General features: G+C 65.4%; 12 protein-coding genes. 3 read left to right on the plus strand and 9 right to left on the minus strand.

Going from position 1 to position 17,032, the window contains the following annotated elements; translation table 11 throughout:
- Window positions 1-200: 200 nt before the first annotated feature.
- Window positions 201-3,656: an indolepyruvate ferredoxin oxidoreductase family protein gene (locus tag ABIF91_RS03765; protein ID WP_424579078.1), complete on the plus strand. Its 3,456-nt coding sequence runs from the start codon at window positions 201-203 to the stop codon at window positions 3,654-3,656.
- 141 nt (window positions 3,657-3,797) lie between these two features.
- Here ABIF91_RS03765 and ABIF91_RS03770 read toward each other — a convergent pair whose 3' ends face one another.
- The 4 genes from ABIF91_RS03770 to ABIF91_RS03785 all read right to left on the minus strand — a co-directional run bounded on the left by ABIF91_RS03770 (window position 3,798) and on the right by ABIF91_RS03785 (window position 8,958).
- The gene (locus ABIF91_RS03770; protein ID WP_028177678.1) at window positions 3,798-5,525 is read right to left on the minus strand and encodes an FAD-dependent oxidoreductase; all 1,728 of its coding nucleotides are present in this window, start codon (window positions 5,523-5,525) and stop codon (window positions 3,798-3,800) included.
- Between the two features lie 59 nt (window positions 5,526-5,584).
- The gene (locus ABIF91_RS03775; RefSeq protein ID WP_028177679.1) at window positions 5,585-6,604 is read right to left on the minus strand and encodes a S1C family serine protease; all 1,020 of its coding nucleotides are present in this window, start codon (window positions 6,602-6,604) and stop codon (window positions 5,585-5,587) included.
- Window positions 6,605-6,695: 91 nt separating this feature from the next.
- Window positions 6,696-7,145, minus strand: a complete 450-nt coding sequence (locus tag ABIF91_RS03780) for a hypothetical protein (protein WP_028177680.1) — start codon at window positions 7,143-7,145, stop codon at window positions 6,696-6,698.
- A gap of 214 nt (window positions 7,146-7,359) precedes the next feature.
- Entirely contained in the window at window positions 7,360-8,958 is a 1,599-nt protein-coding gene (locus ABIF91_RS03785) for a GMC family oxidoreductase (RefSeq protein ID WP_424578766.1), read from the minus strand.
- Between the two features lie 199 nt (window positions 8,959-9,157).
- On the opposite strand from ABIF91_RS03785, the gene ABIF91_RS03790 reads away from it, so the two are divergent.
- Entirely contained in the window at window positions 9,158-9,946 is a 789-nt protein-coding gene (locus ABIF91_RS03790) for a thermonuclease family protein (RefSeq protein WP_028177682.1), read from the plus strand.
- A gap of 319 nt (window positions 9,947-10,265) precedes the next feature.
- Here ABIF91_RS03790 and cyoD read toward each other — a convergent pair whose 3' ends face one another.
- Genes cyoD through ABIF91_RS03810 form a run of 4 tightly spaced genes read right to left on the minus strand, consistent with a single transcriptional unit; the run spans window position 10,266 to window position 14,137 of the window.
- Entirely contained in the window at window positions 10,266-10,652 is a 387-nt protein-coding gene (gene cyoD / locus ABIF91_RS03795; RefSeq protein WP_028177683.1) for a cytochrome o ubiquinol oxidase subunit IV, read from the minus strand.
- Window positions 10,649-11,290 carry a cytochrome (ubi)quinol oxidase subunit III gene (locus ABIF91_RS03800; protein WP_028177684.1) on the minus strand — a complete coding sequence of 214 codons (642 nt, stop codon included), beginning with the start codon at window positions 11,288-11,290 and terminating at the stop codon, window positions 10,649-10,651. Before ABIF91_RS03800 ends, cyoD begins: the two co-directional genes overlap by 4 nt.
- Window positions 11,290-13,290 carry a cytochrome o ubiquinol oxidase subunit I gene (gene cyoB / locus ABIF91_RS03805; protein ID WP_424579079.1) on the minus strand — a complete coding sequence of 667 codons (2,001 nt, stop codon included), beginning with the start codon at window positions 13,288-13,290 and terminating at the stop codon, window positions 11,290-11,292. Before cyoB ends, ABIF91_RS03800 begins: the two co-directional genes overlap by 1 nt.
- Window positions 13,280-14,137, minus strand: coding sequence for a cytochrome ubiquinol oxidase subunit II (locus tag ABIF91_RS03810; protein ID WP_424578767.1), 858 nt, complete (start codon window positions 14,135-14,137; stop codon window positions 13,280-13,282). Before ABIF91_RS03810 ends, cyoB begins: the two co-directional genes overlap by 11 nt.
- Before the next feature lie 257 nt (window positions 14,138-14,394).
- Here ABIF91_RS03810 and ABIF91_RS03815 point away from each other — a divergent pair, with 257 nt between their 5' ends.
- Complete coding sequence (locus ABIF91_RS03815) at window positions 14,395-15,195, plus strand: SDR family NAD(P)-dependent oxidoreductase (RefSeq protein ID WP_028177687.1); 801 nt, start codon at window positions 14,395-14,397, stop codon at window positions 15,193-15,195.
- 295 nt (window positions 15,196-15,490) lie between these two features.
- Here ABIF91_RS03815 and ABIF91_RS03820 read toward each other — a convergent pair whose 3' ends face one another.
- A complete protein-coding gene (locus tag ABIF91_RS03820; protein ID WP_035694808.1) occupies window positions 15,491-16,828 on the minus strand; it encodes a PQQ-dependent sugar dehydrogenase in 1,338 nt (445 codons plus the stop codon).
- Between the last annotated feature and the right edge of the window lie 204 nt (window positions 16,829-17,032).

Here is a 17,032-nt window from a genome sequence, read left to right on the forward strand (position 1 = left end):
ACTCAAGCTACTGTCCGAATTTGCGGGGCCAGCTCTTCCATTGGCGACGACCGGTTGCATGGACGGCCGCAATGGGCCAGTTTGCCATCCAGTTCGGCGAGCGCTTTGCAGGCTCAGCGGACTGACCCCATGGGGTCAGTCCGCTGACCCCGCAAACCCCTCACAGAGACGCTCTTACACAAAACTTCTGACACTCCCAGCTGGACGACAAATACCGGCTCGAATCGAAGCGGATCTTCCTGTCCGGCACCCAGGCCCTCGTCCGCCTTCCTATGTTGCAGCGCGAACGCGACCGACTCCAAGGCCTCAACACCGGCGGCTTCATCTCGGGCTATCGCGGTTCCCCGCTCGGCATGTACGACCACGCATTGTGGCGGGCGAAGTCGCACCTCCAGCAGCACGATATCGCCTTCGTGCCCGGCCTGAACGAGGACTTAGCTGCAACCGCCGTGTGGGGCAGCCAGCAAGTCGGCCTGTTTCCCGGCGCCAAGGTCGATGGCGTGTTCGGCATCTGGTACGGCAAGGGCCCCGGCGTCGACCGCTCGGTGGATGCGCTCAAGCATGCCAATGCAGCCGGCACCTCGCTGAACGGCGGCGTGCTCGCGCTTGCCGGCGACGACCACGGCTGCCAGTCCTCGACCTTGGCGCATCAGAGCGAGCAGGTGTTCGCGGCGGCGCTGATCCCCGTGATCAATCCCGCGACGCTGCAGGACTATCTCGATCTCGGCCTCTACGGCTTCGCGCTGTCGCGCTTCTCCGGCTGCTGGGTCGGCTTCAAGGCGATCAGCGAGACCGTCGAGAGCTCCGCGTCGATCTACAGCGATCCCGAACGCATCCAGATCAAGCTGCCCGACGATTTCGAGATGCCGCCCGGCGGCCTCAACATCCGCTGGCCCGATCCGCCGCTCGACGCCGAGAAGCGCCTGTTCGGCCCGAAGATGGCCGCCGTGCAGGCCTTCGCCCGCGCCAACCAGCTCGACCGCATCGTGCTCGATTCGAAGCCGGCGCGGCTCGGCATCGTCGCGACCGGCAAGGCCTATCTCGATTTGCGCCAGGCGCTCGCCGATTTGGGCATTACGGACAAGGACGCGCAGGATCTGGGCTTGCGCATCTACAAGGTCGCGCTGACCTGGCCTCTCGAGGAAAGCGGCGCCAGGCGTTTTGCCGAAGGCCTTCAGGACGTGCTGGTGGTCGAGGAGAAGCGCGGCTTCATCGAAGACCAGCTCATGCGCATCCTCTACAATATCGACGCATCGAAGCGCCCGACCGTCACGGGCAAGCGCGACGAGCGCGGCGCGCCGCTGCTGCCGAGCGAGGGCGAGCTGACGCCGACCATCGTCGCGGGCGCACTGGTGGCACGCTTGCGCAAGCTCGGCCATCACAGCCCGGTGCTGGAGCAGCGCCTCGCCCGGCTCGAGGCCTTCGACAATCCCGTCACCACCAGCACCCAGATCAAGCTCGCGCGCACGCCGTTCTTCTGCTCGGGCTGCCCGCACAACACCTCCACGCGCGTGCCCGAGGGCAGCCGCGCCATGGCCGGCATCGGCTGCCACGGCATGGCCCTGAGCATGCCGACCCGCCGGACCGATCTGATCTCGCATATGGGCGCCGAGGGCGTGAACTGGATCGGCCAGTCACCATTCACCACCGAGCAGCACATTTTCCAGAACCTCGGCGACGGCACCTACACCCATTCCGGACTCCTCGCCCTCCGCGCGGCATCGGCCGCCGGCATCAACATCACCTACAAGATCCTCTACAACGACGCCGTCGCCATGACCGGCGGCCAGCCGGCCGAAGGCGCCTTCAACGTCGCGCAGATCGCGCATCAGGTCTGGGCCGAAGGCGTCAAGCGGCTCGCGATCGTTTCCGACGATCCGAGCAAGTACCCGCCAGGAAACTACTTTCCGCAAGGCGCAACCATCCATCACCGCCGCGAGCTCGATGCCATGCAGCGCGAGCTGCGCGACATCAAGGGCCTCACCGTCATCGTCTACGACCAGACCTGCGCCGCCGAAAAGCGCCGCCGCCGCAAGCGCGGGCTCTATCCCGATCCAGCCAAGCGCGCCTTCATCAACGAGCTCGTCTGCGAAGGCTGCGGCGACTGCTCGCAGGCCTCCAATTGCGTCTCGGTGCAGCCGCTTGAGACCGAGTTCGGCCGCAAGCGCCAGATCGACCAGTCGAACTGCAACAAGGATTTTTCCTGCGTCGAGGGCTTTTGTCCGAGCTTCGTCACCGTGCATGGTGGAACGTTGAAGCGGATGAAGACCTCGGCGGTCGATTCCGGGCAATTGTTCGCCGATCTGCCGCTGCCGCCGGCGCGAGAGCTCGACGGCCCCTACAATATCCTCGTCACCGGCATCGGCGGCACCGGCGTCATCACCATCGGCGCCTTGCTCGGCATGGCCGCCCACGTCGATGGCCGCGGCTGCTCGGCGCTGGATTTCACCGGCCTCTCGCAGAAGAACGGCGCGGTGATGAGCCATGTGCGCATCGCGCCGAAGCCGGAAGATATCTCCGCCGTCCGCATCACCACGGGCGGCGCCGACGTCATCCTCGGCTGCGACATGATCGTTTCGGCCGGCCCGACCGCACTCAGCCGCGCCGAGCGCGGCGTGACGAAGGCCTACATCAACGCCGACCTGCAGCCGACCGCCAGCTTCGTGCAGAACCCCGATCTCGATTTCGAAATGGGCACGATGCAGACCGTGCTGCGCGACGCGATCGGCGACAAAAACCTCGACATCATCGACGCCACGGGCATTGCCGCCGCGCTGATGGGCGACAGCATCGCCACCAACCCCTTCATGCTCGGCTTCGCCTTCCAGAAGGGCGCGATCCCGCTGTCGCTGGAGGCCCTGCTCCGCGCCATCGACATCAACGGCGCCGCGATCGAGATGAACAAGCTCGCCTTCACCTGGGGCCGCCTCGCCGCCCACGACATGTCGCGGGTGCGAAGCGTGCTCCAGTTCAAGAGCCGCGCATCCGCGCCAACGAAATCGCTCGACGACATCATCGCAACCCGCGCCGAATTCCTGACCCGCTATCAGGACAAGGCCTACGCCGACCGCTATCTCGCGGCGGTCGCCAAGGTGCGCAAGGCGGAGAGCGCCGTTTCGCCCGCGTCGACGGAGCTGACCGAGGCCGTCGCGAAGAACCTGTTCAAGCTGATGTCCTACAAGGACGAGTACGAGGTTGCACGGCTCTATACTGACGGCAGCTTTGCCAGGAAGGTGTCGGAGAAGTTCGATGGCGATTTCACCCTGAAGTACCACCTCGCCCCGCCGATCTTCGCAAAGCGCGACAAGGTGACGGGACATCTGCAGAAGCAGGAGTTCGGCGGCTGGATGATCCAAGCCTTCCGCATTCTCGCCAAGCTCAAGTTCCTGCGCGGCGGCCTGCTCGATCCGTTCGGCCGCACCGAGGAGCGCCGGACCGAGCGGAAGCTGATCGCGGATTATCTGGCGATGATCGATCAGCGGATCGTCGGGCTGCAGGCGGCGCAGATCCCGCTGCTGGCCCGGCTTGCACGGGTGCCCGAGACGATCCGCGGCTTCGGCCATGTCAAGGAAGCCAATATCAGGCTGGCGGCGGCGGAGCAGGCCCGGCTGGAAGCGGAGCTCGAGAACAGCCGCTTTGCGGCGGCTGCGGAGTAGGAGAAGGCGTTTCGCCACACTCCCGGTGTCATCGCCCGGCTTGACCGGGCGATCCCGTACTCCGAGACGGCTGTGATTCCTCGATGGGCCGCGGCGTACTGGATGCCCCGCTTTCGCGGGGCATGACAGGGGTGGGGACGGCTAGACTGGTGTCGTGGCCAGCCTTGTTGGCAGCGCCATGCTGCCCTCAGCCAGATGCCGCCCCGCGATGTACCCGAAGGTCAGCGCCGGCCCGAGCGTGATGCCCGAAGCCGGATCGTTGCCGTTCATGATCGAAGCCATGTCATTGCCGCAGGCGTAGAGGCCGGCGACCGGGGTGCCGTCCTTGCGCAGTACACGCGCTTGCGCATCCACCGTCATGCCGATGGCCGTGCCGAGATCCGCCGGATGGATGCGCAGCGCGAAGAACGGCGCGCGGACGATCGGCGCGACGCAAGGGTTGGGCTTGTGCGCGGCATCGCCGAGATGGCGCTGATAGATGGTGCTGCCGCGACCGAACTCGGGATCGCGCCCCTCCTTCGCAGCGGTATTGTAATTCGCGACCGTCGCTGCAAGCACGGATGGCTTGATGCCGATCTCGACTGCAAGCTGCGCGACATCCGCCGCCTCGATCAACTCACCGCTCGCTACATAGCGCCGGTAATTGCGCGTGAATGGCTTGATGCGGCCGAGGCCGTAGGCCCACAGGAACAGGCGGTCGCAGATCAGGTGGAACGGCCGGTCGGGCTCACCATTGGCCTCGCGCAGCATGGCCAGCACGAACTCGTGGTGGGACAGCGCCTCGTTGACGAAGCGCCGGCCGGCCGCATTGACGGCGATCAGGCCGGGCTTGGCGCGGTCGGTCACCAAGTGCGGGAACACGCCGCGACTGCCATCAGTGCGGCGGAACAGCGAGGCCGGGACCCAATAGGCCACGTTCGTCGCGTCCGTGTTGAGCGCTGCACCGGCCGCAGTCGCCAGACGAATCCCGTCGCCCGTCGCCGACGCAGTGGCCGCCGAGATAAAACCTGCCCCGGCCGGGAAGAAGCGTTTGCGCAAGCTTGCATCATGCGAGAAGCCTCCAGTCGCGAGCACGACGCCGCGACGCGCTGTGATCAGGCGGTCGCGGGCGCCGTGGCGGATCACCACGCCAGCGACGCGCCCGTCCCGCATCGATAAGCCCTCGACATCGGCGCTGAAGAGGATCTCGACCCGCCGCGCCAGCAGCGTGGCATACAGCTGCGCGGCGAGCGCATTGCCGAGATACAATGTCGTGCCGCGCGGCCATCGCAGGCGCTGCCACGCATAGCCGGAAACCAACTGCGCCGCGCGCAAGGTCGAGCGCAGCGACGTTCCGATCCGGGCTAGATACGGAATGTCAAGGCGGCTGACCATCATCCCGCCGAACCGCGTGCACTCCGGCAGCGGTGGCCGCAATCGCGCGAAACCTTTTCCCAGCCGGGCGCCGTTGAAGACAACCGGCTCCAGCACGCGGCCGCCGGCCGTCGCCCCCAGCCGTTCCGGATAATAGTCCGGATAGTCCCCCACCAGCTGGAGCCGCACCTCTGTGTTGGCTTCGAGATAGGCGATCGCCTCGGGCCCGCGCGCGAGGAAGGCGGCGCGCAGGCCGGCATTGGCGGGCTCGGGGACCGTGCTCGACAGATACCGGACTGCATCGGTGACGCTGTCGGAAAGTCCCGCCTCTTTCATCTTGGGGTTGGCGGGGATCCAGATCATGCCGCCGGACCAGGCGGTGGTGCCGCCGACGAAGGCGGTCTTCTCGATCACCAGCACGCGCAGGCCTTCGGCGGCGGCGACGGCCGCGGCCGTCATGCCACCGGCACCGGCGCCGATGACAATGATGTCGTAGGTCTCGTGCGCCGGCATCATGCGGCAAGCTTCCGTGAGCGAGGCATGACGGTGTCATACCGCGCCCAGGCGCCCGAGCGCTAGCGCGCCTTCTTGCGCTCGATCGGATCGATATCGATCGCTCGCAGGCGGCCGAGCCGCAGCACGTCCATGGCGAGCCGCCGGCCGATCCGGTCGCGGTCGAGCACGCGGATCAGATCATCGACGCCGTTGATCTCGACGCCGTCGAGCCTGATCACGACGTCGCCGGGCAACAGGCCCGCCTTGGCCGCGGGTCCATCCGGCTCGATCTGCATCAAGAGCGCGCCCATCTTGTTCTCGACGCCGGCCAGCACCGCATGCCGCCGCGGGACCGGCGCGGTCTGGCCGGCAACACCGATATAGGCGCGGCGGACATAGCCGTGGCGGATGATCTCCGACAGCACGAATTGCGCGGTGTTGCTGGCGACCGCAAAGCAGATACCTTGCGCGCCGTTGATGATTGCGGTGTTGATGCCGATCACCTCGGCATTCGACGACACCAGCGGGCCACCCGAATTGCCGGGATTGAGCGCGGCATCGGTCTGGATCACGTCCTCGATGGTGCGCCCGCTCACCGAACGGATCGAGCGCCCGAGCGCCGACACGACGCCGGCGGTCACGGTCGATTCGAAGCCGAGCGGATTGCCGATCGCGATCACCAGCTGGCCGCGGCGCAGGGTCTTGGAGTTACCGAGCGCGGCATAGGGCAAGTGGCGCGCGCCGTTGGCGCGCAGCAGGGCAAGATCGGTGTCGGGGTCGACGCCGAGCACCTGCGCGTCGCCGACATGGCCCTCGACGTCGCGCAGCCGAATTTCCTTCGAACTGCCGACCACATGGCTGTTGGTGAGGACGAGCCCATCGGGCGAGATCACGATGCCCGAGCCGAGCCCGCCGCGCTCGCGGCCGTTCGGCACCTTCGGCCCGGTCTCGACGCGCACGACCGCGGGACCGACACGGTCGGTCACGTCGATCACGGCATTGGAATAGGCGTCCAGCAGGGCCCTGTCGTCGACAGGGGCAGATGTCGTCGTTCGCGATGACGGCGCGTCATCGACGATGTCTGAGGTGAAGTCCAGCATGGCAAGAGTCCTTGAGGCTCACACAGATGGTGGCCTGTTTCCTGCCGCGCAAGGTGCCCGCCCGGAGCGCAGGGCTGGACTGCCCAGATGGCTAGGACGTCCGCCTCAGAGAGCCTCCTCTTGCCTTGACCGGGTCGAGCAGCGACCAGTCCCCATCCGGGAGGACGTGCCCCTTGGGGAACGGCGCGCGCAGCTCCAGCCCGAGCGAGCGCAGCACGCGGTCGTCGCGGTAGTAGCATTGCAGGACCACGCGGACGAGCGTTGCGGCGGCGACGCCGCCGGAGATGCGGAACTGCTGGGCGACGCCGTCGCGCGCGGCGGGCTCGAGATCGGCCAGCGGCATGCCGGCGAGCCGAGCCAGGTGATCCAGCGCCGTCACGACCTGTTTGGTGTCGCGGCCAAGCGTTGCGATTATGTCGGCCTGGATGATGTCGTCATCGGCGCCTGGTACGCGATATTCCTCGCTCGGAGGAATGATCATCGCCGCGATGGTGCGGAGGTCATCGCGCTGCCGCGGCGTGAGGGTGAGTTGATCAGACATGGCGTGCTCTTCTAACACTCGTGCGGCGATGAAGGTCTGCTCCCTCCCCCGCCTGCGGGGGAGGGTTGGGGAGAGGGTGTCTCCGCGGAGGGACTCCCCCAGAGGAGGGAGCCCTCACCCGGCGCGCGGGACGATGCTTCGCATCGCCCGGACGCGCCGACCTCTCCCGCAGGCGGGAGAGATGCAGCGTGGCTGGGTCTGAACATCATCATTCTCAATCGAACAAATTGGCGAGGCGCTGCTTCATCTGGTCGGCGATGTAGAGCGCGAGGGCCTGGATGGTCGACGTCGGGTTCACGCCGCCCGAGGTGACGAAGATGCTGCCGTCGACGATGAAGAGGTTCTTCACGTCGTGCGCGCGGCCCCATTCGTTGACCACGGAACGTTCGGGGTCAGTGCCCATCCGCGCGGTGCCGAGCAGATGCCAGCCGCCCCAGGGGATCGGATTGTTGATGCAGATGTCGGTCGCGCCGGCGGTCTCGAGAATCTCCCGGCCACGCGCCAGCCCGTGCTCCATCATTTTCCGGCTGTTCTCGCTGATCGTATAGTCGACCTTCGGCGCGGGGATGCCGTGGCTGTCCTTCAGCACGGGATCGAGCGTGACGCGGTTGTGCTCCTCGGGCAGATCCTCGCAGATTGCCGACACCGCGAGCCGATGACCGTTGAGCTTACGGAATACGCGATGATGGTCGGCGCCCCATGGCAGAATGCCCTTTTGCTCGCTCGCGACCGCCTCGAACACCGGCCCCGCGCCGCGGCCGAACTGGATGCCGTACCCGCGCACGAAGCCGCGCGACGGGTCAGTGTCGTAGAACTCCTTGCTCCACAGGCAGGTCGGCGGCGCGCGATTGCTGTCGGTCGGCTCCTTCAGAAATCCGTAGATTTGAGCATAGGGATGGAACATCAGGTTCTTGCCGACGAGGCCGGACGAATTTGCAAGCCCGTTCGGAAAGCGCCCCGAGGCCGAGTTCAAAAGCAGGCGCGGCGTGCCCACGCCGTTGCAGGCGATGATGACGACATGCGCAGGCTGAAACTGCTCGACGCCGTCCTTGTCGTAGTAGACGACGCCCGAGGCCATGCCGTTCTCGTCGGTGCTGATCTCCCGCACGCGGCAATGGGTGCGCAACTCGACGCCGGCGCGGATCGCATGCGGCCAATAGGTGATGTCGGTGGAGGACTTTGCGCCTTGCGCGCAGGCCGGCGTGCAATGGCCGAGATTGATGCAGCGCGCCCGGCCCTCATAGTCCATGGTCGCGACCGTCGTGTCCGACGGCCACCAGTGCCAGCCGAGCTTGTTCATGGCCTTGCCGATGATGGCGCCGGACAATCCGAGCGGCTGTTGCGGCATCGGCGGATGCGTCAACGGCGAGAGTGGATCGCCTGACAGGCCGGACGTCCCCATCATGCGGTCGTTCTCTTCGAAAAACGGGGTCAGCGCGTCGTAGTCGATCGGCCAGTCGTCGGCGACGCCGTCCAGCGTCTTCACCTTGAAATCGGAGGGATGCAGCCGCGGCCAATGCGCGGTGTACATCACCGTCGAGCCGCCGACCGCATTGTAGTTGACGACCTTGATCGGGGAGTTGTCGTCGTTGATCGGATAGTCCTCGAGCCGGCCGCGGACGTTGGGGCTCGACGACCATTCGCCGTAGAATTTGGCCTCCCAATCCCGGCCGGTGCTGGGATATTCCGCCGGGTTCATCCAGCCGCCCTGCTCCAGGCAGAGGATGTGCATCCTGGTCTCGGCCAGCGACCACGCCACCGCCGCGCCTGAAGCGCCGGCGCCGATGATCAGGACGTCCACGGGGTCTTTCATCGCAAGCTTTCCTCCCCTCGCCGCTTCCCGGGCGATTCGGCCTTTCGCGCTCGGCGAGGCCGGCGAACGATAGGGTCAGAGCGACGGCCTAGTAAAGCCGCGCGGCCGGAATGTCGCGCTTCGCGGGGTGCAGACCATTGGTATCGCCACATCCCGATGCTAGGAACGAGACGCACGAGCCCATCGATAGCGAGACCGTATGTCCTTCCGAAATTACTTTGCCAGCGCCCGCGCTTTTGCGCTCGTTTCGTTTTTGGCCTTGTCCGGGTTTCTGGGCACCTCCGCCCCTGCCTCGGCGCTGACCGGCGCCGCGACGGCCCGCGACGGCAATTCCATCCAGCTTGGCGACGTGACATATCGGCTGGATGGCGTCGATGCGCCCGAGCTGGACCAGGTCTGCATCGACAACCAAGCCGATACCTGGACCTGCGGCATCGAGGCCCGCGATCAGCTTACGAAGCTGATCAAGGGACGCGTGGTGCGCTGCGACGATGTCGGGCCGGAAAAGAGCTTCGGCAAGCGACACCGGGCGATCTGCACGGCCGAGGGCGACAAGGCTAGCCTGAACGAGCAGCTGATCAAGCTCGGCTTTGCCCTCGCTCGCGAGCCGATCAAGGCCAACTTCAAGCCGACGGCCACCGAGGCCAAAACGGCAGCGGTCGGGATCTGGAAAGGTTGCTTTGTTGCACCGCAAGATTTCCGGAGCGGCAAGAAGGACGGCGCGCTCTTGGGGGCCGCCTGCCGCCCGGACCGCGACAAGGAAATCCGCGCCGTGCTGTTCCCGGAAGAGCTGACCATGCCGCCCAGCTGCAGCATCAAGGGCAAGCTTGCGGTGCGCGCCCGCGTCACCGGCAATATCGGCATTTATCATCTGCGCGGCTGCCCGAGCTATCCCGCGACCACCAAACCGGACCGCTGGTTCTGCTCGGAGGACGACGCCCAGGCCGCCGGCTTCCGCAAGGCCTATAATTGCCGCCGGCCAAAGTGAACGGGCGGGTTCCGCATCCGTGAGTAGTATTCCGACTACGTATTGATCCGGGATTGAATTTCATCGGCAGTTGCTGCATTTGTATGCGTACGCGAGCGCCTTGCGCGAGCGTTTCCTTGGCAACAATCCGGCTCCGGCCCGATTGTCTTTGCTCGGGCGTTTCCTCCCTAGACTTGGCCGCTTGTCACGAGCAAGCGGCCGTTCTTTTCTGTGCACCGCTGTGCAGGCCGAGGCGTCGTGCCCGGGACGAGCCATGACGCCGCGGCAACCTCAGCGCTCCGGATGCACCCTGACGCCTTCTTGCGATCGTTGCGCGTGATCACTGCATCCGCATGATCTGGTCCATCGGCGGCATGTTCGCGTTGAGATGCGCCATGATCCAGACCGTCCCGCCCACCACCAGGAAGACGACCAGCAGCCCGAAGGCGAGCGCCAGCACGTTGTTGGTGTTGTCGGGGCCCGTGGTGATGTGCAGGAAAAACACGAGATGCACACCCATCTGTGCGATCGCAAGCACGATCAGCGCGACCGGAATCGAGGGCTGCCAGACCAGATCGGTGCCGGCGATGAAGAACGAGGTCGCCGTAAGCAGCAGCGCGAGCACGAGGCCGACCACGTATCCGACGACCCTCGTGCCGACACTATGCTGCTCTTCCTCACCGGGTGCGAGGTCGTGCTTGACCATTCCATGCGTCTGCTCGCTCATGCCGCACCCCCGAGCAGGTAGACGACCGAGAACACTGCGACCCAGATGATGTCGAGCGCATGCCAGAACAGTGCAAAGCACATCATCCGGCGCAGAATGTCGGCGCGAAAGCCCTTTGCGAACACCTGGGCCATCATGGTGAGGAGCCACAGCACGCCGGCGGAGACATGCAGGCCGTGGCAGCCGACCAGGGAGAAGAACGCGGTCAGGAACGCACTGCGCGACGGACCGTACCCGCGCGCAACGAGATCGGCAAATTCGCGGAACTCGAGCACGAGGAATATGAGCCCGAGCACGCAGGTGACGGTCATGCCGAGATAGAACCAGAACCGGTTGCGCACGTCGGCGGCGATGCTGGCCATGCCGCAGGTGAAGCTCGAGAGCAGCAAGCAGACCGTCTCGATCGCGACATTCCTCTGATCGAAGATCTCCGCGCCCTTCGGGCCACCGGCAGTCTGGCCGGACAGCACCGCATAGGCCGCGAAGAAGCAGGAGAACATCACGATGTCGGAGAGCAGGAAGACCCAGAAGCCGTAGGCGGTCACGATCCGCTTCGGCGCAGGCCCGGGATGCTCGATGACGACGCCGATGTGATGGGGATCGGCCCGGGCGTGGTCGGCAGTCGCGGTCATCGCCATCAGACTGCTCCCGCCATGCTGACGAGGCTGCGCCGCTCCTCGACATTGAGGCGGTCGATGCGGGCGACCTCCTCGGCAGGAATGACGTACTCGTCATGGTCGCGCCAGGCGAACACGACGAAGGTCGCGAACGCGCCGATGCCGCCCAGGATCACCATCCACCAGATGTGCCAGATCAGCGCGAAGCCCATGATGGTGGCGAAGAACGCGCAGACGAAGCCGGTCGGCGAATTGCGGGGCATCTCGATGTCCTGATATTCGGGCTCTTCGTGCGCGAGCGATTGCTGCCGGGCGTGGACCTTCATCTCCCAATAGGCGTCCTCGCCGCGCACATCGGGATTGAAGGCGAAGTTGAATACCGGCGGCGGCGACGAGGTCGCCCATTCCAGCGAGCGCCCGTCCCAGGGATCGCCGGTGCGATCGCGCAACGCCTCGCGATTGCGGATGCTGACCACGAGCTGCACGATCTGGCAGATCACGCCGATCGTCAGCACGGCCATGCCGACCGCCGCGACGATCATCCAGGGCCGCCATGCCGCGACATCGTAATGCTGCAAGCGACGGGTCATGCCGAGCATCCCGGCGATGTAGAGCGGCATGAACGTGACGTAGAAGCCGATGAAGGTGAACCAGAATGCGGCCTTGCCCCAGCGCTCGTCGAGGCGGAAACCGAACGCCTTCGGAAACCAGTATTCCAGGCCGGCGAAGGCGCCGAACAGCACGCCACCGATGATGACGTTGTGGAAGTGCGCGACCAGGAACATGCTGTTGTGGAGCATGAAGTCGGCCGGCGGCACCGCGACGAGGACGCCCGTCAATCCGCCGATGATGAAGGTGACCATGAAGCCGACCGACCACAACATCGGCGTCGCAAAACGGATGCGGCCGCCATACATCGTGAACAGCCAGTTGTAGATCTTCACGCCGGTCGGTATCGCAATGATCATGCTGGCGATGCCGAAGATGGCATTGACGTCGGGCCCCGCCCCCATCGTGAAGAAGTGGTGCAGCCAGACCATGAACGAGACGACGCAAATTGCCATGGTCGCGAGCACCATGGAGCGATAGCCGAACAGCGCCTTGCCGGAAAAGGTCGAGACCACCTCCGAGAAGATGCCGAAAGCCGGCAGCACCAGGATGTAGACCTCGGGATGGCCCCAGGCCCAGATCAGGTTCATGAACATCATGACGTTGCCGCCGGCCTCGTTGGTGAAGAAGTGGAAGCCGAGGTAGCGGTCCAGCAGCAGCATCGCGAGCGTGGCGGTGAGGATCGGGAAGGCCGCGACGATGAGAAGGTTCGAGGCCAGCGTGGTCCAGCAGAACATCGGCATGCGCAGATAGTTCATGCCCTTCGTGCGCAGCTTCAGCACGGTCGTGACGAGATTGATGCCGGCGACCAGCGTCCCGACGCCGGAGATCTGCAATGACCAGGCGTAATAGTCGACGCCGACACCGGGCGAGTAGACCAGCCCCGACAGCGGCGGAAAGGCGAGCCAGCCGGTGCGCGCGAACTCCCCGACCACGAGCGAGACGTTGACCAGCAGCGCGCCGGTCGCAGTCAGCCAGAAGCCGACCGAATTGAGCGTCGGAAACGCGACGTCGCGCACGCCGAGCTGAAGCGGCACGACGAGGTTCATCAGCCCGATCACGAAGGGCATCGCCACGAAGAAGATCATGATGGTGCCATGCGCGGAGAAGATCTGGTTGTAGTGCTCCGGCGGCAGATAGCCCTGCGACTGATAGGCGACCGCCTGCTGGATCCGCATCATGATGGCGTCGCAGCCGCCACGCAGCAGCATCACCGAAGCGAGCAGGATATACATGACGCCGATGCGCTTGTGATCGACGCTGGTGATCCATTCGCTCCAGAGATAGGGCAGATGTCCCTTCACCACGACCCACGTCAAGACGCCGAGGATGGCGACCAGCACCACCGCGCCGGCGACGAGCGGAATCGGTTGATCAAGCGGAATGGCCGACCAATCGAGCTTACCGAGCATCATGGCCTCCATTGTGCGACCGGCCCGCTTCGGATGCGAGCTCCGGCCCCGGCCCCGGCCCCGGCCCCGGCCCCGGCCCCGGCGGAATGTGCTGGGTCGCGATCAGGTCGAACAGCCGCGGATCGTCCAGGCGGTAGACAGGCCGGCCCTTCTCGATGCCCTGCTGCATCAGCTTCTTGTAGCTGTCCGCGTTCAGCACCGCATCCGTCCTGGCGGTATTCGCCACCCATTCCGGAAAGGCGAGCGGCGAGACGACGTTGACGTCGAACATCATGTCCGGGAACCCATCGCCGGAGAAATGCGCGGACAGGCCCTGGAGCTTGCCTTCATTGTCGGCGCGCAGGTTGAGCTTCGTCACCATGCCGTTCATGGTGTAGATCATGCTGCCAAGCTGCGGGATGAAGAACGTGTTCATCACGCTCGACGATGTCAGCTGGAAATTCAGCTCGGCGCCCGCGGGCACCGTCAACGTGTTGACGGTGGCGATGCGCTGGTCCGGATAGATGAACAGCCATTTCCAGTCGAGCGACACGGCCTGGATCCGCACCGGGCTTCCGGTGCCCGGCACGGGCGCGGCCGGATCGAGCTGGTGCGAGCCGATCCAGGCGACACCGCCGAGCAGGATGACCGTAAGTGCAGGGATCGACCACACCACCATTTCCACGCGGCCGGAATAGACGAAGCCAGGCTGGTAGCGCGCTCTCGGATTCGAGGCGCGAAACCAGAAAGCAAAGCCGAGGATCGTGATGATGGTGGGCACCACGATCACGAGCATGATGAAGACGGAATCGACCAGAATGGTGCTGTTGCCCGCAGCCACGGGCCCTTGCGGATCGAGCAGATTCATCGGCAAGCCACTGGCGGTTGAGAGCCCCCGGGACCGAGCCTAGCGCGGGAAAGGCTCCGGCCGCAAACGCTGCGACCGCAGAACGGTTCCTGCACTGCAAGGCTCAGTCATGCGCGACAGGCCGGCCGCGACATGCAATTCCATGTGATGTCAATGACATGCACGCAGGATCCACGCCCTTCTCTCCGGTCGGGGCGATTGCTAATCTGCACGAAAATAATGGGACGAATGGTGCCCGTGCCGGGGAGTGAACCGAGATGCGCTTGAAGGACAAGGTCGCGATCGTCGTCGGGGCCGGGCAAAGTCCCGGCGAAGGCATGGGCAACGGCCGCGCCACCGCGCTCACCTTCGCGCGCGAGGGCGCGAAGGTCTTGTGCGTCGACCATCACCTGGAGTCGGCGCAGGAAACGGTGGCGATGATCACCGCGAAACTCGGCACCGCCGCGGCCTTCAAGGCCGACGTCACCAAGGCCGCCGACATCAAGGCGATGGTGGCCGACGCGCAATCGCGCTGGGGCCGGATCGACGTGCTGCACAACAATGTCGGCGTCAGCCTGTCCGGCGGCGACGCCGAGCTGCTGCAACTGACCGAGGAGGCGTTCGACCGCGTCGTCGCCATCAATCTGAAGAGCTGCATACTCGCCGCGAAGGAGGTGATCCCGATCATGCGCGCTCAACGAAGCGGCGCCATCATCAACATCTCCTCGATGGCCGCGATCACGACGTATCCTTATGTCGCCTACAAGGCGACGAAATCCGCGATGATCGCCTTCACCGAACAGCTCGCCTATCAAAACGCGGAATACGGCATCCGTGCCAACGTCATCCTGCCCGGCCTGATGAACACGCCGATGGCCGTCGACACCCGCGCCCGCGAATGGCACAAGACCCGCGCCGAGGTCGAAGCCGAACGCGACAGCAAGGTGCCGCTGCGCAGGAAGATGGGCACCGGATGGGACGTCGCCAACGCCGCGCTGTTTCTGGCGAGCGATGAGGCGAATTTCATTACGGGTGTGACGCTGCCGGTGGATGGTGGTGCCAGCGTGCGACGGGGGTAGGTCGTTCTTCTCCCTCTCCCCGCACGCGGCAGGGCTATCGCATATGAGATGTGGCTATGGGCACCGACTGTCTCCACAGCGTCATGGCCGGGCTTGTCCCGGCCATCCACGCCTTTCCACGCAGCACAAAGAACGTGGATGCCCGGGACAAGCCCGGGCATGACGACCTCTGCAAAATTCAAATGCGATTGCCCTGCCCGCAAGCGGGAGAGGGAGCCCAGTCCCGACGCGGAAGCATCATTCTCACCATATGCGATAGCCCTGCCGCACGCGGGGAGAGGCGAAGAGACGTCGCTCACCGCGAATGCATCACCCGCCAGATCGTGCCGTTGCCGTCCTCCGACACCAGCAGCGATCCATCCTTCGCCATGGCGACGCCGACCGGACGGCCCCAGACCTCCGAGTCGCTCACGACGAACCCCGTTACGAAATCCTCGTACTCCCCGGTCGGCTTGCCGTCTTTCATCCGGATGCGGATCACCTTATAGCCGGTGCGCTTCGAGCGATTCCAGGAGCCATGCTGAGCGGCGAAGGCGTCGCCCTGGTATTCGGATGGAAACTGCGTGCCCTGATAGAAGGTCATGCCGAGCGAGGCCGAGTGCGGCTGGATCAGCACGTCGGGCACCGTCACCTTGTCCTTCAGGTCCGGCCGCGCGCCGGCGTGGCGCGGGTCCTCGTTGCCGCCGATGTAGAACCACGGCCAGCCGTAGAACGCGCCCTCCTTCACGCTGGTCACGTAATCGGGGACGAGATCGTCGCCGAGGCCGTCACGCTCGTTGGTCGAGCACCAGGGCAGACCGGTCTGCGGCTGGATTGCGAGGCCGACGCAGTTGCGGAGGCCGGTGGCGTAGATCTTCCGCTCCTTGCCGTCGGGATTGAAGGCCAGCAAGGTCGCGCGCTCGGTTTCGCTCGCCCAGGCCGCGCCAGGCGGCTGCGCCTTCGACCACGCCTCCAATCCGCCTGGTGGCGTGCCGATGCCCTCGGCGACGTTGCTGAGCGAACCGACCGAGACCAGCATGCGCTTGTTGTCGAGCGTGAAGGCGATGTCGCGGGTGGAATGGCCGCCGTCATGCGGCAGGCTTGCCACGATCGTCTCCGCCTTGCCGCGCGCCTTGAGATCGCCGGCCTGATAGGGAAAGCGGACGACACCGTCGGTGTTGGCGATATAGACCCATTGCGGATTGTCGCCGTTCGGAAAGAAGGCGATGCCGAACGGCTGCCGCAGTCCGCTGGCGAACACCTCGTTGGTCGCGACCTTGCCGCCCTCCCCGGCGCGCAACACGCGGATGGTACCGGCCCGTGTCTCCGCGACGAAGACGTCGCCGTTAGGGGCCACGCGTATGATGCGCGGCGCGCGCAGGCCTTCGGCGAACAGCTCGATCTTGAAGCCGGCCGGCACCTGGAGCGCAGCCTCCGGCGGACGCGGCACCACGCGCGACGAGCTCGCAACCGACCGCGTGGCGCCGGGCCTGACCAGATCCTGGGGCCGGATCAGCCTGACCGTGCCGGGCTTGTCGGCCCGCCAGTCGCCATAGGCGTCCTTGCCCTGCAACACCGGCTCGGCCTGCGCGCCGGCCGCAACCGCGACCAGCAGCCCCGCGGACATTGCCGCGAACGAAATCCTGTTCTTCACGTCGCTTTCCTCCCCACCTGTCGTACCGGGCGTCAACGCCGTTCATCCGCAAACGTTCTGCGGCAGATCAAACACCCGTCGCATTCGACGTCAGCTCATGCCCGCAGGGTATGCATCCGGTGCACCCACCGTACTGGAAAACACCGCAGATAGATGCGACACATTGTAAGGGTGCGGTTGCGGTCATGAAAGCTGCGACATCGC

The organism is Bradyrhizobium sp. USDA 241, assembly GCF_049739505.1.
GTDB classification, from domain to species: domain Bacteria; phylum Pseudomonadota; class Alphaproteobacteria; order Rhizobiales; family Xanthobacteraceae; genus Bradyrhizobium; species Bradyrhizobium liaoningense.

What these genes read in the sequence shown, in the direction of transcription:
- ABIF91_RS03770 (WP_028177678.1), bottom strand. Translation starts at nt 5,525, where the DNA reads ATGATGCCGGCGCACGAGACCTACGACATCATTGTCATCGGCGCCGGT.
- ABIF91_RS03775 (WP_028177679.1), bottom strand. Translation starts at nt 6,604, where the DNA reads ATGCTGGACTTCACCTCAGACATCGTCGATGACGCGCCGTCATCGCGA.
- ABIF91_RS03785 (WP_424578766.1), bottom strand. Translation starts at nt 8,958, where the DNA reads ATGAAAGACCCCGTGGACGTCCTGATCATCGGCGCCGGCGCTTCAGGC.
- ABIF91_RS03815 (WP_028177687.1), top strand. Translation starts at nt 14,395, where the DNA reads ATGCGCTTGAAGGACAAGGTCGCGATCGTCGTCGGGGCCGGGCAAAGT.
- ABIF91_RS03800 (WP_028177684.1), bottom strand. Translation starts at nt 11,290, where the DNA reads ATGGCGATGACCGCGACTGCCGACCACGCCCGGGCCGATCCCCATCAC.
- ABIF91_RS03810 (WP_424578767.1), bottom strand. Translation starts at nt 14,137, where the DNA reads ATGAATCTGCTCGATCCGCAAGGGCCCGTGGCTGCGGGCAACAGCACC.
- cyoB (WP_424579079.1), bottom strand. Translation starts at nt 13,290, where the DNA reads ATGCTCGGTAAGCTCGATTGGTCGGCCATTCCGCTTGATCAACCGATT.
- ABIF91_RS03790 (WP_028177682.1), top strand. Translation starts at nt 9,158, where the DNA reads ATGTCCTTCCGAAATTACTTTGCCAGCGCCCGCGCTTTTGCGCTCGTT.
- cyoD (WP_028177683.1), bottom strand. Translation starts at nt 10,652, where the DNA reads ATGAGCGAGCAGACGCATGGAATGGTCAAGCACGACCTCGCACCCGGT.
- ABIF91_RS03780 (WP_028177680.1), bottom strand. Translation starts at nt 7,145, where the DNA reads ATGTCTGATCAACTCACCCTCACGCCGCGGCAGCGCGATGACCTCCGC.